Genomic DNA, 15,400 nt, shown 5'->3' on the forward strand with positions numbered 1-15,400 from the left:
TCCAATTCTTCAATCGACAATCTAAAATCTCAAATCTAAAATCGTATGGCTGCTGACTAATGACAACTGACGATCGGAATCTCGATCGCAAATTCAGTGCCCCCTCCAGGTTCCGAAACGCAGTCTAGCCGCCCCCCGTGCTGTTCGACAACTAAATGGTAAGAAATCGACAGTCCCAACCCCGTGCCCTTGCCGACTGGCTTGGTAGTAAAAAACGGGTCAAATAATTGGCGGCGAATCTCCTCGGTTATGCCCCGCCCGTTGTCGGAAATGCGGATCGCCACAAAATCGTCGCCAACAACTTCAGTGCGAATTGTAATAGTGGGAAAAGTCAATGGAGAACTAGGATTTGACAGGGGTGAATTTTTCCCACATCTCTTGGCCCATTCCCCTTTCTGGATTTCTTCATCCAAAGCATCAATAGCATTGCCGATAATATTCATGAACACCTGATTGATCTGACCGGCACAGCACTCGATTTGGGGCAAATTCCCGTATTCTTTAATAATCTGGATAGGTGGATGTCCGCCGTGGGGTTTGAGCCGGTGCTGCAAAATCAACAAAGTGGTTTCGAGTCCCTCGTGAATGTCAACGAGCTTGATGTTAGATTGATCCGATCGCGAAAAATTACGCATCGACACAACTATTTGGCGGATGCGCTCGGTTCCTACTTGCATAGAAGACACTAGCTTAGATAAGTCTTCTACCAAAAAATCGACTTCCATCTCTGCTGCTGCTTCCCGAATTTCCGAGACTGGTTCAGGATAGTGTTGCTGGTAAAGTTCCAACAGTTGGATCAATTCTTTGATGTAGTGGCTGGCGTGGGAAAGGTTGCCGTAGATAAAATTAACAGGATTGTTAATTTCGTGAGCGATACCGGCAATCATTTGTCCCAAAGAAGACATTTTTTCTGTTTGCACTAATTGAGTTTGAGTTTGCTGCAACTTTCGCACAGTTTGCTCTAATTGCTGCGCTTGATTTTTCAAGCAAGTTTGCTTTCGCCGCAGCACTTCTTCGACTCGCTGGCGCTTGAGAATATCCCGTCTCAACAATTCATTTGATTCTAAAAGTTGAGCGGTGCGTTCTTCAACTTGTTTTTTTAAGTCGTCGTGAGCTTGGCGCAGGGCTTCTTGGGCCCGCTGCCGCTCTAAAATTTCTTGCTGCAAAAGTTCGTTGGCTTTCTGCAATTGGGTAGCTCGATCGTCCACTGCTTGTTGCAACAGCTCGATCGTCCCATACATTTCAGATTGGTTAAAAACTTGCGGCAAACTTGTCTGAGAGACAACGCCCAAAAGTTCTCCCTGGCTGCCAACTACTACCAAACGGCGGACGCAGTGGCGCTGCATGGACTGGTGGACACTCCAGAGGGAATCGGCCGGAGATATGCAAAATAAAGGCGCACTCATGGCCCTTGCGGCTGGGATTTCCGAGAGGTTTAATTCGAGGGCGTGAAACTGCACGATGTCGCGCTCGGTGACAATGCCGATCGGAATTTGGTAATTTTGTGTTGGTGCGATCGCCCGATCGGGATGCTGAGTTTGCTCTTTGACAATGACGACGGAACTAACTCGATGCTTGACCATGAGCTGGGCTAAATCGAGGGCTGAGGCAGTTGTTGGGGCAGAAATCACTTGGTGCGTCATGACATCGGCTGCACAGCGCAAATTGGTTAGCAAGTTAATCGGTTGCAGGGCTTCGTGAATGGCTTCGCGGGTGATGATGCCCAGAAGTCGCGAGTCCTCGTCCACTACGGGCAAATGCCGGATCTGGTGCTGGCGCAACATGAACATAGCTGTGAAAATATCTTGAGACTCGGATTGTTTGAGGGTAATGGGCGATCGAGTCATTACATCAGCAATTGTCAGTCCGACTGTACAAGCTGCCACGGTAGTTAGCTTGACGATATCCCGTTCTGTAAAAATGCCGATGGGCCGATTATCTTCGACGATTAAGACGCAACTGCGCTTGGCTGCGCTAGCAACAGCGTTTTGTTTTTCGCCACAAAGGTGACAGGAGACGCGCATCGGGTTCATGAGAGCCAACACCTGGGCGATCGGAGTTTCTGGAGCCACGGTGAGGGGGTGGCGGTCGATCGCCCGATCTAAAGGTGACGAGTAGAGCGGCCGGCTGTTATGTCGTCCAGCGGGTTCTGATGATTTAATTACCGACAACTGCGGGGCTGAATTGACGAAATGTTGTAATTGTTCTTCTTGTAGCATGATTATTAATTTTAGTTAATGAATTGTTACAATTTTGGAGACTTGGGTTGGCAGACTTAGCATTAATTAACCGGGTCACAGATGCTCGATCGCCTAAAATCTGATTGCTAGAACACTCTTATTTAATTTTTATTTTTTAAATCCTATGTCGTGGACTCCCTTAAGTCATCGAATTCATCACTTGCCGCTTATCCTTGCGGGCCCGATTTTGCGCCGGACTGAAAGTCGGGCCGTGACAGTTTGGCTGGCTCTGAAAGCACCCCGCCAAGTCGAACTCAAGGTTTATTCGACAGAGGGCGGAACCGGCGAAATTGTCGATCGGCCCTTGCTGCAAGGTGCGAACTCTACCGTGCAGCTCGGCAAATACCTGCACGTAGTCGCGGTGACTGCTAAACCAATTAATAGCAATCTCTTGACATCAGGGCAAGTTTATGCTTATGACATCAAGTTTGCTGGGAGTAGCGAGTCGAACGTCGGGGGCGCAGTCCCAGAAAATGAGGAAGAAAATCTCATTTCTTGCCTGTGGCCTGCCGCCCCTGATTTATCGGCTTTGGGATTGGAGACGATCAGTTATTTCGCTCACCAGTTGCCCACTTTTGCCCTGCCGCCGCAGGATTTAAACTATTTGCGTATCGTTCACGGTTCTTGTCGCAAGCCCCACGGAGACGGCAGAGATGCGCTGCCAATCTTGGATAATTCGATCGAACAGTTTGCAGGAACGGCAAATAGCAGGCCCCACCAACTGTTTTTAACGGGCGACCAAATTTACGGCGACGACGTTGCCGATGCCATGCTGTGGGCTTTGACTGACGCTGGCGATACACTGTTGGGCTGGGAAGAAAGTCTACCCCTGATGGATGATGCCCAAATAAAAAAGAATTTGTGTATCAGTATACCTAAAAATTCGGAAAACGAAAATGCAGTTGGCCCAGAGAGGGAAATTTTTAGAGAGTCGCCAATTCAGAAACCGTCTGATGCTGAGTATGAGTACAAAAAACCAATTGAGTTACAGCCGGGGACTCGCAGCGATATTGCCAGAGATTTTGGCGGCTTTACGGCGATGTTGGTGAATCAATCGGACAAGTCTAAAAGTCACTTGTTCAGTTTGGGGGAATATTGCGCGATGTATTTGTTAGTTTGGTCGCCGGTACTCTGGTGCACGAGTTTTCCGAAGGGTAAGGATATTTGTCCAAATTCTAAGCAGGCAAAAGTCTGGGATAGAGAAGTTGTTGAACTTGACGGTTTTGCTCGCAATTTGTGGAGAGTGAGGAGGGCGCTAGCGAATATTCCTACTTATATGATTTGCGATGACCATGATGTTAGCGACGATTTTTATTTGAATCGAGAGTGGTGTTACCGGGTGCTGGGAAAGCCGCTGGGCCGGCGGGTGGTGCAGAATGCTTTGCTGGCTTACGCTGTGTTTCAGGCTTGGGGAAATACGCCCGCACAGTTCGATCGCGAAAAACCGGGAGATAAATTATTCAAGGCTGCTGAAAAATGGTCGGATTCGGGGGGAACTGATGTTTCTGCTTGGGAGGAGGCGGGTTCGTATTTGGGAATTCCCGGACTCGACCCAAAAACTCATTTGCCTAAGTTGAAATTAGATGAAGATGTTTTTATTTTGGATCGGGATGGTGAGGGTGTAAGTGAGGTTTTGAATTGGCATTTTACTGTGAGAAGTTTTAAGCACGAGGTGATTGTGCTGGATACGCGGAACTGGCGGGGGTATCCGGTGGAAAGCGCGATCGATCCGCCGATGCTTTTGACTCATAAAGGTTTTGAGGAGCAAATTCAGCAGCCTTTGAAGGAGACGGATTTGCTGAATAAAACTGGGGAGTTTGAAATTGAGGCGACGCTGGTGGTTGTCCCGACAAATTTGGTGGGTTTGTGGATTATTGATGCGGTGCAAAAGTGGGATGTGGCACAGGGGAAGGTTTTTAGTAGTGATGCGGGGGATGCTTGGAATTTTCATGAGTTAGCTTTTGTGAAGCTGTTGGTGGAATTTTTTAAACAGCGCGATCGGGTGATTGTGTTGAGCGGGGATATTCACTATGCTGCTGCTGTGCGACTGAGTTATTGGTCTGATTGTCATTTTGGCGATTCTCGGCCGAATATTGAGCCTTTGACGAGGGAGAATTATCGGTCAAATTGTCAATATTCTGTGCTGGCGCAGTTGACTGCTAGTGCTTTTATCAATGAGGAGTGGAAAACGCATTTAATTCATACTAAGATTAAGTCGCTGCTTCCTGAGCGATCGCACGAATGTTTGGGATGGAATGAGCCGCTGGAATTAATGAAGATTTCGAGGATGAGCAGAAAGAAGGCTGTGGCGGCTGGTCTCAGAAATAGACAATCTCTGCCTGATTGGGGCTATCGGATTGACTGGGTTAAACGGCAAAGGGCGCGGGTATTTTTGCAGCTAGAAAAGGGAACTGCGTCAGATAGATCGCATAAAAATAAACAATTGTCACTGCTGCATAGGTTGTGGAATTTTATATCGCTGTTGTGGCGCAATCGCTGGCTGCAAGAGGGTGATGAGATTGTGGGATATAGCAATATTGCGATCGTCAGTTTTCAGTGGCCTGCTGATGGTGATGGGGAGAAAGCGGTGATCCAAAATGTTTATTGGCGGCCGCTTTGGGAGCCGAATAGTGTGGTTTACAGTCAATATTTTGTGCCACTGGGATTGGATGAGGATGATTAGATTCCCAATTTCTTGAAGAAATCGGGGATTTCGATACGGGTACAATATTTTGATACTCCCCACTGATGAATCAGGGGGATTCTTGACTAAGACCACAAAGGGACTTTCAAAGGCGTTATCAATGCGCCTCTACTGACTTCTTTGAGACAAATCCCCAAAGTCGCCGCTACTTTTCTACCGATGTTGGCTGCCCCATTGCAATCTGCGTTAATTAACAAACCTTCAAGAGTGCGATACAATCCGCGCTTAACTCTTTGACCGCAAGGTTGCCACCCTTCTGGTTTTTCGCAGAATTTAGGTAGCAAATCAAGAGCGATAAAGGAAGCCTTCGACGTATACGATTCTTCGGTTTCCACAAACCGAATCCCATACTGTTCGCATAACTGAGCAATACGGGATTTTAGCCTGCCTGTTGGAATTTGAACAAAATTTTGATTAGTTTTATTCCCTAAATCAATACCATTTTTCATTCCAGCATTCCAGCCAAATACTACAGTACCAATTTTATTGAGCAAGCAATGATTTATTACTTTTCGAGCAGAAGTGTTGATAGCATCTCGCATGGTGCGATTGCGATTCTCAGTTAAACGCTCCAATCGCTTTGACCAGTAACCATTAGTTTTCCCTTCCATTAAAAACGCAACACGCTTGTTATATCCTTGATTGATGGACTTCAGATGTCGTCCGTCAATTATTAAGCTAGTCCCCACATTGCTGATACAAGTCAACCAATTGTTCATCCCGTGGTCTATCATCAAGACATTGGATTGATTTACCTCTACTTGGACATCGTTCGATTTGTAAATCAACTCTAAATAGAAGGAACCGTTTCGGGGTAGAATCCTATATTCTCTGATTGCTTTGTAATCTAGGTTGGTAGGCATAGGGAGATAGAAAGCATCCAATCCGAACCAAGTTTTAACTTTGCTGCCCAATGGAAATCTCAGCAATCCATCCTTGAGCCGGACAGAGCGACCTGTATAAGTCACTAAAGCTAGACCGCCTTGTCGATAATTTGGCAATCTAGGTCTTTGGGTTACAGTGCCTTTACCAATTCCTTTCAGTAGTCCAATGTAGGATTTGAAAGACTCAGCGACAGTAGTTAGAATCTGTTGCGCGGTATCGGAATAAAATGCTTTGTAATGCAAGTTATGATTTTCTGTGCCCAGCACTTTGTGCAACTGGGCCCTACTCGGTATTTTGCCTGTTTTAAAGTACATTTGACGAGCATAATATATTCCGCAGTTCGTCAACTTCGATGACTCGCTGCACAGGAATTCTAGAATTGCTTTTAAGTCTTTAGTTGGGCTGATTAAATTCTGTTGACATCCAAACATATTCTCTTTTCTCTTTGTTACAGTATATTAGCATAGTAGGATTTCTTTCTTTCAAGAATAAACAATATAATTCTGTCTATCTTCTGCTATGAAGGAATTAGTTGAACACAAAGATGTTAGGCGACTGAAGTCGCTGCCGCTTTCCTCCCCATGTCTAAAGCCAGGGGCTTCTCGCTCGTTTTTCGGTGATGAGTTGGTGGCAGTGTCCGCCGGGGGGGAAAACCCCAGTCTCATAGCTAAAGTCGGTTGGAACTGAGATGTTACACCATTCTCAAGAACAGGCAAGATGCCTGTTCCACAAAGAATAAGTTTTCTTGTGGGGAGTCGCAGAATTTCCAGAGCCAGCCGACTTGATCAACCAGTTGAAGACCAGACGCAAAAAGTCCGGGGCCAACTTGGCAGATATGGAAGTCGTTTTGGACATACTAGAAAACCATTGGCGCGAAAGTTGAGTGGAAAACTAACCTTCTTGCTGTGCGATGAACGTGAAGCCCTTGATGGATATAGGAGAGAATAGCAAGCCCGTGACGAGATTTGAACTCGTGACTTCCTCCTTACCAAGGAGGTACTCTACCACTGAGTTACACGGGCATAAAAAATTAAGAACCTCCAATTAAAAAATTAATTTTTAATTCTTAAATTTTAACTTTTTATTTAATTGAGGTGGGCCGAGCTAGATTTGAACTAGCGTAGGCGTAGCCAGCGGATTTACAGTCCGCCCCCATTAACCGCTCGGGCATCGACCCATTTCCATCACAGTTATACATCCTAGCACCAGAATCTTTATTTGCAACATTATATTTAAAACTCTAATCATTAAGGGGAGAACACATAAGTGAGTTAGGGGTAAAGGGGAAAATTGAACACTGTTTCAGGTGTGCATTGCTACGTCTAGGCTGGGTGCCCGCCCGGAGCACCCTAAGTCTAGACTTAGCCCAAATCCCTAATTCACTAATTCCCCGGTTTCTTGCAGGGAGTGGAGGCGGCGGTAAATGCCTTGTTGGCTTAAGAGTTCTTCGTGGCTGCCAATTTCGACGATTCTACCGCCGTCGAGTACGACGATCGCATCGGCTTCGCGAATTGTACTCAGTCTGTGGGCAATAATTATGGTGGTGCGCGTACCGAGGATATTTCGCATGGCTATCTGGATCGATCGCTCCGACTCATAGTCCAAACTAGAAGTAGCCTCATCAAAAATTAACACATCCGGCTCCACCAACAGCGCCCTCGCAATCCCCAATCGCTGCCGCTGACCGCCGGACAACCGCATTCCTCGCTCGCCGACCACGGTATAGTAACCTTGGGGCAACAGTCGCACAAAATCGTCTACTTTGGCGATGCGACAAGCATCCTCAACTTGCTCGAAAGTTGCATTTCTGTTTCCGTAAGTCAAATTTTCCAGCAAAGTACCGTTAAAAACGTCTACTTCTTGGTGGACAATCGCTAAACGCTGGCGGTAGCGAGTCACGTCTAAGCTGCAAATGTCTTCGCCGTCGATCAGAATGCGGCCGGAGTTTGGTTCAAAGTAGCGAAACAGAAGTTTAACTAAAGTCGATTTCCCGGAACCAGATCGCCCGACTAATGCTACAGTCTGACGGGGATGTATCAATAAATTCACATCCTGCAAAACGGGTTTTTGACTGTCGTACCCGAATGTCAAACCGCTGAACTCAACTTTGCCGGTAAATTTATAAGATGGCTGTGCCGATCGAGCATTTTCTGCTAAATTAACCGCATCAACACCGTCGGGCGTTTGCATAAACTCGTGGAACCGGATCATTGAAGAATAACGCCGCGCCAATGATTCGGCGATAATGCTAATCGGACGCAGTTGGGAATATGCCATGCTTGCCAGGGTGTAGACGGTAACAAAATATCCGAGGGAAATTTTGCCTGCAACCGTGGCTGCTAGGCTAAAACCAAGAACTGAAAACAAACACAACTGGACGATCGTCTGCTGATATGTCCCCAAGGTGACGTATCCTTTGTGAATGCGGTGGATCACGACTTTTAATTCGCGATCGAGTCTGGTGGTTTGCCTTTTGAGTTCATCGCTTTCTGTCGCAAAAGCTTTGACTGTTTTGATGTTGGTGATAATTTCCGAGTTGCGGCTTTCTGTATCTTCGATGTATTCATCCAGAATTTCTTCCCGCGTAGTCACCTGTTGCAGGCCTTTGAGGGTGAAACTGAGGATAAATAGGAATGAAACCAAAATTAATAAGCCAATCCGCCACTCTATTAAGCAGATAACGGCAAAAATGCCGATTAAGCGGACGACTTCGGGGATGAAGTCGCCGGCAATTTCTGGGTAAGTCCAAGTATGGTTGGCGATGCCTTTGGCGATGCGGCTGGCAATCCGTCCGGCGTTGTTTTCGTCGTAGAATTCTAGGGGTAAGGTGAGGATTTTGCCGATCGCACTTCTCATTCGATCGCGCCTTGCCCTCAATGGTATCGCCCAGTGGAACCAATTTCCCACCCACGGCTGTATCGGTGCTTTGGCGACTGTTACCAGAAAAATTATGCCCAGCAAGATGGATAGCGATAATATTTTGTTGGGTGACTGCTGGGTAACAGAGGCGATCGCTGTTATGAGTTTTTGCGTTACTGTATCTGTAGCTTGACCCGACAATACGTTTAATATTTGACCGATCGCGTAAGGAACAAGCAAATCGGCTAGTGCCAAAACACTCGATGCGCCTATGCTGTAAAGTGATATTTTCCAGTAGCGGCTGTAGTATTTGAAGATGTCCTGAAAGCTTGCCATAAATTCTTGTTGAGATACAACCCTTGCAAACACTTGCATTTAAAACTGCGCTCTCGGCGCGCCGTGTTTACAAGTGTACTACAAAAGTAGTCGATCGGGAAGTCAATCGATTTTAGATTTTAGATTTTAGATTTTAGAGGCGACCCCACGGATAAATGCGGGGGCTTGAGGATTTTAGATTTTAGATTTTGGATTGATTCCACGGATAAATCACGTGGCGGGTACTACCTTTGAAATTCTTGGTCATCTTGGATCATGCTAGCGACTCGCCCGATCGGGTGATTTATGGCAATGATTCGATCGTCAGCAATCGATCGGCATTCCTGGGCAATAAATTCAAGACTAAGGGCAAAAAAATGCAAAAGACAGAATTTTTCTTAAATTCTGCCTTCTGAGCAAGGCCTGATAAGTTTTACGTTTGAGTCGTCTGTTAGCTGAAGGTGTAGGCTGATTGCAGCGCCCACCAGATCAAGAAGCCGATTCCGCCGGCAATGACAATCGCCGAAATGGCGATCGCTATAGGACTGTCAGCTCCCTTGAACTTCATTATTCCGCGATTTAAATCTGACATGACAGTGTTCTCCCACAATTCCAGCTTGATTGTAGCTTTGCCGTGGGCCGATGGCGGTCAATTTTCACGGCAATTACTGATTTGGTTAATGATATGGCTGCTGAAATTGCAGGTGGGGAGTGGGTTTGGGGGGGGTTTACTGGGTTTGTGAAAAAAACTTACTAAAAAGACTTGACAAATTTAGAGAATTGAGACAATATTGTTAATACCGCAGGAAATGCGGGTGTAGCTCAGTGGTAGAGCGTCACCTTGCCAAGGTGAATGTCGCGCGTTCGAATCGCGTCACCCGCTTTAGAAGATAAACAAAATCAAGAAAACCGGAAAGTAGATCAAGAAAGTTTTCGGTATACTCCTAATGATGGTTGAAAATACCTAAGTTAGTGGTAAGATTGAATGCAGAACTTGCAAGTCAAAATTGCCGATCGGGCGAGATCTCGGAAGAGGCAGTTGAAAGCCTCGCTAGGGCGGAATTGACAAGTTTGACTAAGTGGATATGTTAACGATTATTTTTGCAAAAACGCTTTTTTTATCCGATCGCTAGTGCCATCTCAAAAAGCTCCAAAGATTGACTTAAACGATGAGTACCCCTGTCCTTGCCGACGGCGGGGTCGTCTAGTTCCCATAACGTTGACAGAAGCCTTTGGCTGCAACCGCTGTCAACAAATATTTGTATTGGACGAAAGTGGAGACGTGATCGAGCAACTATCAACGAACTATCCTTACAAGCAGGCTTGGCGGTGGACGGGCCACCAGTGGAACAGAGCGCATCCGGGTTTGAAGGCCCATTACTTGCCACTGGCTTTGGGTATGATATTGGTGCCGCTAGTTATTTGGTTGCCCTTGGCGCTACACTCGCCGGGCCCGAATATCATTCTGTGGGCAATGGTCGCCGTGCTGCTAGCAATGTTGCCGGCGCTGATGGTATGGCTGGCTTATAGGCGTTAGCTAGATGATAATAGAGGATTTTACCCATTCATCAGATGCCGCAAATGTCGCGCGTCGCGCTTATCAAGCTTCTTTGGAGTTGGCGGCGACAAAGAGTGCCGATCGCGCTGCAGCTTTGCAGGCGATGGCGGGCTCGCTGAAACGGCGGCAAAATGACATTTTAGAAGCAAATACTCTGGATCTAGAAGCGAGTCGGGACATGGCGATTCCCGAGTTGATTGTGGAGTGGTTGAAGCTGACGCCGGAACGGATCAAGACAACTGTGCAAATTCTGCAACGGTTGGGGGAAATGCCAGATCCGATCGGTAGGGTGATCAATGCTTCTTATCAGGTCGATCGCTGTCAGGTGTACTGTCAGTCGCTACCACTGGGGGCGATCGCTCTAATTTACGAGGCGTTTCCCGAGTTGGGGGCGATCGCCGCGGGTTTGTCTCTCAAAAGCGCTAACAGTTTGATTCTTAAAGGCGGCAGCGAAAGCTGGCAAACTAATACTGTAATTGGAGAAGCTTTGATTTCGGCGATCGATGAGGTCGGTTTGCCCTCGGGATGTTTGCAGGTATTGCCGCCGGATCGGGGCGCTTCGATCAGAGAATTGGTCACTCAAGACCAATATCTCAATTTAATTATTCCCTACGGCAGGCCGAGTTTGGTGCAGCAGGTTGTAAGGTTGTGTACAGCACCAGTTTTGAGGTCGGCAATGGGAAATTGTTACCTTTATTGGTCGCCGACTGGCAGTTTGGAGATGGCAAGGTGGATGATTTTGGACAGCCATCAAAGCGTGCCCGATCCTGTTAATGCGATCGAGAAAGTGCTGATCGATCGCAACCAAAAGCCTTCTTCCTTAGTCAGGCTGTGGAACAGTTTAAAAGAAAAAGGCTTTCAAATTAGCGCCGATGCGGATCTTGTCGCAGATTTCCCAGAGTTGAAGCTGGCGGAACCATACGAGTGGACTCAACCTTATTTAAACAAAACCATAGCGTTTAAAGTTGTCGATAGTTTAGAGATTGCGATCGGCTGGATCAACCGCTACAGCAGTGGTCACGCTGACTGCATTGCCACTGAATCTTACTTAGAAAGTCGCCAATTTGCTCTGGATGTTAACAGCGCCTCAACTTTTATTAATGCCTCACCTCGGTTTTGGCGTTATCAAAATCGGGGAGATGCGATATTTTTGGGAATGTCCAACCAAAAAGGTTATCGCCGGGGATTGATCGGGTTAGATACCCTGACGACAATTAAAGAAATAGTTCAGGGAAACGGACTTTTTTAATCTTATAGGTTATTTAGGATTGGTTATTGGGATTAAACCAAACTGAAAAGTGGGAGACTATTATCGATGCGTAAGCCTTTAATAGTTGTTCCAAAAATCTTTTTATAGGATACAATAATATCTGGGTAGAACAATCAGGCAGCCTTGATATAAAGCAATTTGATCGCCAGCTCCCGGATAGCCGCAGTGGAGACAGATAAAATCTCCGCATCCTAACAATAAGCCGCCGGATTTATGTGTGTGTTCAATCTAAAATCGGGTACGGGATCTAATTAAATTTAGAAACTTATTAAGTCACATGAAAATAGTCTTAGCGATCACATGAAATCCGAAAAATCACTCAATACTGTAGACAAGACGGCAACGCAGACTTTAGGCGAAGAAACGCTAATTACCCACTCAGTATACGCTAAGAAATTGCGCCCACTTCTGCCATCAGAAGCCTTTACACCCGATGGTAGTAAATTGGTTATACTGTTCATTAATATGGGCATTTTGCTACTGGGTTGGGGAATTGCCTCTCGTCTCGATCAGTGGCCTGTCTATCTCTTATGGCTTTATTTACCTTTAGCTTTGATTATGGGGAATAGTGTAATAGCTTTATCATTTATCTCCCATGATTTCATGCACGGTAGTGTGCACAAAAAGTCTCGCATGACTGATATCATTAGTTTTCTAGGGTTCGCAATGTTGTTTATGCCCCCGACTCAGTGGAAGTCTATTCATAACCTTGTACATCACAGTAAAACAAATTCTTTAGGAGATCCCGATCGCAATTACCTTTACCAACAGCCAAATACTTGGGGAAAATGGATTCAAAATTTCTTTGTACCATCTCTTGACTTCAATCCATTTTGGTTCTTCATAGTAGGGATGGCAGGCTCGTGGTTATTTCATAATTTTTCCAACCTCTCTTCAATTCTGTTCTTTAATAATAAGTCGGTTGATTATGTGCCGGCTGCTTTTACAGTCAGTGTTCGGGATAGGTGGACAATTGCCCTTGAGTTTATGGGAATTTTATGCTTACATTTTAGCATTTTATTCTATTTAGGCTTTCATCCCCTAAAACTCGCTTTTGGCTATTTTCTCCCGCTAGCCATTGGACATTCAGGAATCATGTTTTATATCTACACAAATCATCTGATTTGCCGGATGACAAGTGTTAATGACCCGCTGATTAATAGTCTTTCAATACGGGTTCCTAAAATAGTTGATGTGTTGCATTTCAATTTTTCCTATCACACGGAGCATCATATTTTCCCTAGTCTTAACTCAGACTATTACCCTGTGGTTCAAGAGTTGATCCAAACTCACTATCCTGGGCGGATGAATTTACTTGATGCTGGTGAAGCTTGGCAATTGTTAATAGAAACTCCTAGGCATTACAAAGATGAAGTTACCTTAACTGATTATTTAGGGGAAAATTCGGTAAATTGCCCTCTTGATAATTCTGCTGTAACGCCTTTGTCATAGCTAAATACACCCGTTACTATCACAATTTCCCCCCAGACTAAAACTAGAAACCAACGCTAACGACCAATACAGAGTAAGGTGTGCAGTGCACACCTTACTTTGAGATATCGTGCTGAATTTTTAATTCTACATACTGATACTATTGAGCACCAACGAAGGCTTGAGAGCCAAATAAGGAATGACTCGTTTTTGATTGTTGGCATCAATCTTCTGTTCGGCCATATTCAAATTTTGCTGGAACTGTCTGGCTAAAAGTTGGATCGGCGTTCCCGCAAAAACTTCGTCGAAGCTCATCCGGTAGAGTTCTCGGAAAGATTTATCGTAATAACCCAAACGGTCATATCGATAAGCTGACAAAATAAACAGAATTTGCAGTTGGTCAGCCGCTCGTTTGTACGGAGGAAGCAACCGTAAAATGTCCTTTTCCGTAATCACTTCTAGATTACCCGAGGCGGTAATTCGAGGAATGTCCCGGTAGGCTGCCAAGGGCATATTGGCCGCAAAACTCATGTAGTCATACTGGGGAAAATTGACTGCTGAATGTTGTGGGCCACAGGTAAAAATTACAGTTGTGACAATTGCAATTAATTGTTCAACTGTGTCGATTTTGCTTGGCATTCCTTTGACTTTACCGCCGTTATCAGACGCTAATTCTTTGGCCCAGGTTTGCAGTTCCACATCTTGGGCGATCGCCTCTTTCGTCGGGTAAAAGAATTTGAGATAGCCCGATACAAAGGTTTCGATCGCATTCCACAGCAGCAATCCATCATCTCGGTAAGGATAGTGAGGCAGTTGATTTGGATCGTCCATGCCCCGATTTTTCAGTTCGGTTGGGAAGGCAAATTGATCCAGACTCCAGTTACTGCAAGCCTCTCTAGCTATTTCCATTGTCTCTGGCAAGGTACCGCTTAGCAAGTCATCGACGGGCCCGCCCGGAGCGATCAAATAAGAACGCGCCAGCTCGTTGTTAGTCAACATAAACCGAAAGTGCGGTTTCAGCAGCAGGCTAAGGGGGTGATTTTTAGCCAACTGTCGGGCGGTGACGATCGCGATTGGTTCCATCACCAAATGAGTACGACCTAAATGCGAGCTCATTTCATGGTGATTGGCATCTGCTACTTGTACGCAGAGTTTCGCAAACAGCCAATCGACAGGAGGATCGAATGGGGTGTAGATATGGCTATCTGGGTTGGGATCTAGTTGAATGGCAATAGGCGTCATTTCATCGAATGGGGTGTAGATATGGCTATCTGGGTTGGGATCTAGTTGAATGGCAATAGGCGTCATTTCACCGCGATCGCGGATTCCCGTCCACCGCCAAGCGAAAAAAGCTCGCGGTTTTGGCAAGAATTTTCTGCCTTTTTCATAGCTGCCGCCTCCAATTTTTGAAGGCGCGCGATAGTGTTGGTCGCTACCCGTATAATCGGCAATGTAAATGTTTTTTTGTTGCAACTCTTGGCCAAGATCGAATAACGGGTGCAAACCATTGGTGACAAGTTAAGGCTGTAAGTTTTTTGTCAAGAGGCTTTTGGAGAATTCTTGAAAAAGAATTGGTCAGAATCTCGTTGCTTTTCAGGAAAAGGGGCGACGATTAACTTAACGTTTGGTTTTCGCTCCTGTTTTATAATTCCTAAATCGCGATTTTCCGGGTCAGCAAAATATTTAACTGGAGCGGTTGCTTTACCTTTATGATGAGCCATCGTAAAATGATAAAGACCGCGATAAATCATTTCTAAAGAAATCCGATAAAAAGGTAGAGCTAGTTCATCCGCTACTGCATCACCTAAGTCTACTAAAACCGCATAAAATAACCAAGTTGCCCAAATTGGTTATTTAATCCCATTGGTTGAACCTGTCCATAAATAGCTTAAATCTAACAGCATTTTTACTAGATTAAATGCCTCTTCAATTCGCCAACGTCGTCGATATAAATCTGCAACCACATAAGGGGGTAATATCTCTGGCTCTAAGACACTGGTTAAATACGAATGCCAGCCTTTTCCTGAACGAACATCAATCAAACGTAAAGTAATAAACGGAGTTCTCTTTGTTCCAGACCCCAGACGTATCTTACGGTCTCGCCATCCATAACTATCTGTAAACACTTGCTCTACTTT

Annotated in this window: 10 protein-coding genes, 3 tRNA genes and 1 pseudogene; 6 read left to right on the plus strand and 8 right to left on the minus strand. The window is 45.6% G+C overall.

Annotation, left to right across the window (positions count from 1 at the left end; translation table 11 throughout):
* Nucleotides 1–56 precede the first annotated feature (56 nt).
* A complete protein-coding gene (locus QUB06_RS05790; RefSeq protein ID WP_333434488.1) occupies nt 57–2,219 on the minus strand; it encodes a CBS domain-containing protein in 2,163 nt (720 codons plus the stop codon).
* A gap of 145 nt (nt 2,220–2,364) precedes the next feature.
* Between QUB06_RS05790 and QUB06_RS05795 the strand changes: the two genes are divergently transcribed.
* Entirely contained in the window at nt 2,365–4,923 is a 2,559-nt protein-coding gene (locus QUB06_RS05795; RefSeq protein ID WP_333434489.1) for a PhoD-like phosphatase, read from the plus strand.
* An 86-nt stretch (nt 4,924–5,009) separates the two neighbouring features.
* Here QUB06_RS05795 and QUB06_RS05800 read toward each other — a convergent pair whose 3' ends face one another.
* From QUB06_RS05800 to QUB06_RS05815, 4 genes are all read right to left on the minus strand, one after another.
* Nucleotides 5,010–6,260, minus strand: a complete 1,251-nt coding sequence (locus QUB06_RS05800) for a transposase (protein ID WP_333434490.1) — start codon at nt 6,258–6,260, stop codon at nt 5,010–5,012.
* A 519-nt stretch (nt 6,261–6,779) separates the two neighbouring features.
* Nucleotides 6,780–6,851, minus strand: a tRNA-Thr gene (locus QUB06_RS05805).
* Between the two features lie 73 nt (nt 6,852–6,924).
* Nucleotides 6,925–7,006, minus strand: a tRNA-Tyr gene (locus QUB06_RS05810).
* 197 nt (nt 7,007–7,203) lie between these two features.
* A complete protein-coding gene (locus tag QUB06_RS05815) occupies nt 7,204–9,024 on the minus strand; it encodes an ABC transporter ATP-binding protein (RefSeq protein ID WP_333434491.1) in 1,821 nt (606 codons plus the stop codon).
* 230 nt (nt 9,025–9,254) lie between these two features.
* On the opposite strand from QUB06_RS05815, the gene QUB06_RS05820 reads away from it, so the two are divergent.
* Nucleotides 9,255–9,419: a hypothetical protein gene (locus QUB06_RS05820; RefSeq protein ID WP_333434492.1), complete on the plus strand. Its 165-nt coding sequence runs from the start codon at nt 9,255–9,257 to the stop codon at nt 9,417–9,419.
* Between the two features lie 35 nt (nt 9,420–9,454).
* On the opposite strand, the gene QUB06_RS05825 is transcribed toward QUB06_RS05820, so the two are convergent.
* Nucleotides 9,455–9,595 carry a hypothetical protein gene (locus tag QUB06_RS05825; RefSeq protein ID WP_172188980.1) on the minus strand — a complete coding sequence of 47 codons (141 nt, stop codon included), beginning with the start codon at nt 9,593–9,595 and terminating at the stop codon, nt 9,455–9,457.
* Between the two features lie 219 nt (nt 9,596–9,814).
* Between QUB06_RS05825 and QUB06_RS05830 the strand changes: the two genes are divergently transcribed.
* The 4 genes from QUB06_RS05830 (at nt 9,815) to QUB06_RS05845 (ending at nt 13,283) form a co-directional block, all read left to right on the plus strand.
* Nucleotides 9,815–9,886: transfer RNA gene (locus QUB06_RS05830), tRNA-Gly, on the plus strand.
* A gap of 249 nt (nt 9,887–10,135) precedes the next feature.
* Nucleotides 10,136–10,540: a hypothetical protein gene (locus QUB06_RS05835; RefSeq protein WP_333056560.1), complete on the plus strand. Its 405-nt coding sequence runs from the start codon at nt 10,136–10,138 to the stop codon at nt 10,538–10,540.
* Between the two features lie 4 nt (nt 10,541–10,544).
* A complete protein-coding gene (locus QUB06_RS05840) occupies nt 10,545–11,810 on the plus strand; it encodes a glutamate-5-semialdehyde dehydrogenase (protein ID WP_333434493.1) in 1,266 nt (421 codons plus the stop codon).
* 321 nt (nt 11,811–12,131) lie between these two features.
* Complete coding sequence (locus QUB06_RS05845; protein WP_333434494.1) at nt 12,132–13,283, plus strand: fatty acid desaturase; 1,152 nt, start codon at nt 12,132–12,134, stop codon at nt 13,281–13,283.
* A 126-nt stretch (nt 13,284–13,409) separates the two neighbouring features.
* Here the strand turns inward: QUB06_RS05845 and QUB06_RS05850 are convergent, their stop codons facing one another.
* Together QUB06_RS05850 and QUB06_RS05855 are read right to left on the minus strand one after the other, a co-directional pair.
* On the minus strand, nt 13,410–14,735 hold the full coding sequence (locus QUB06_RS05850) for a lipoxygenase family protein (protein WP_333434495.1): 1,326 nt from the start codon (nt 14,733–14,735) through the stop codon (nt 13,410–13,412).
* Between the two features lie 65 nt (nt 14,736–14,800).
* Nucleotides 14,801–15,400 (minus strand): annotated as a pseudogene (locus tag QUB06_RS05855) (transposase); the annotation flags it as partial.

Origin of the sequence: Microcoleus sp. D2_18a_D3, from assembly GCF_036702455.1 — a bacterium.
Classification (GTDB): domain Bacteria; phylum Cyanobacteriota; class Cyanobacteriia; order Cyanobacteriales; family Microcoleaceae; genus Microcoleus.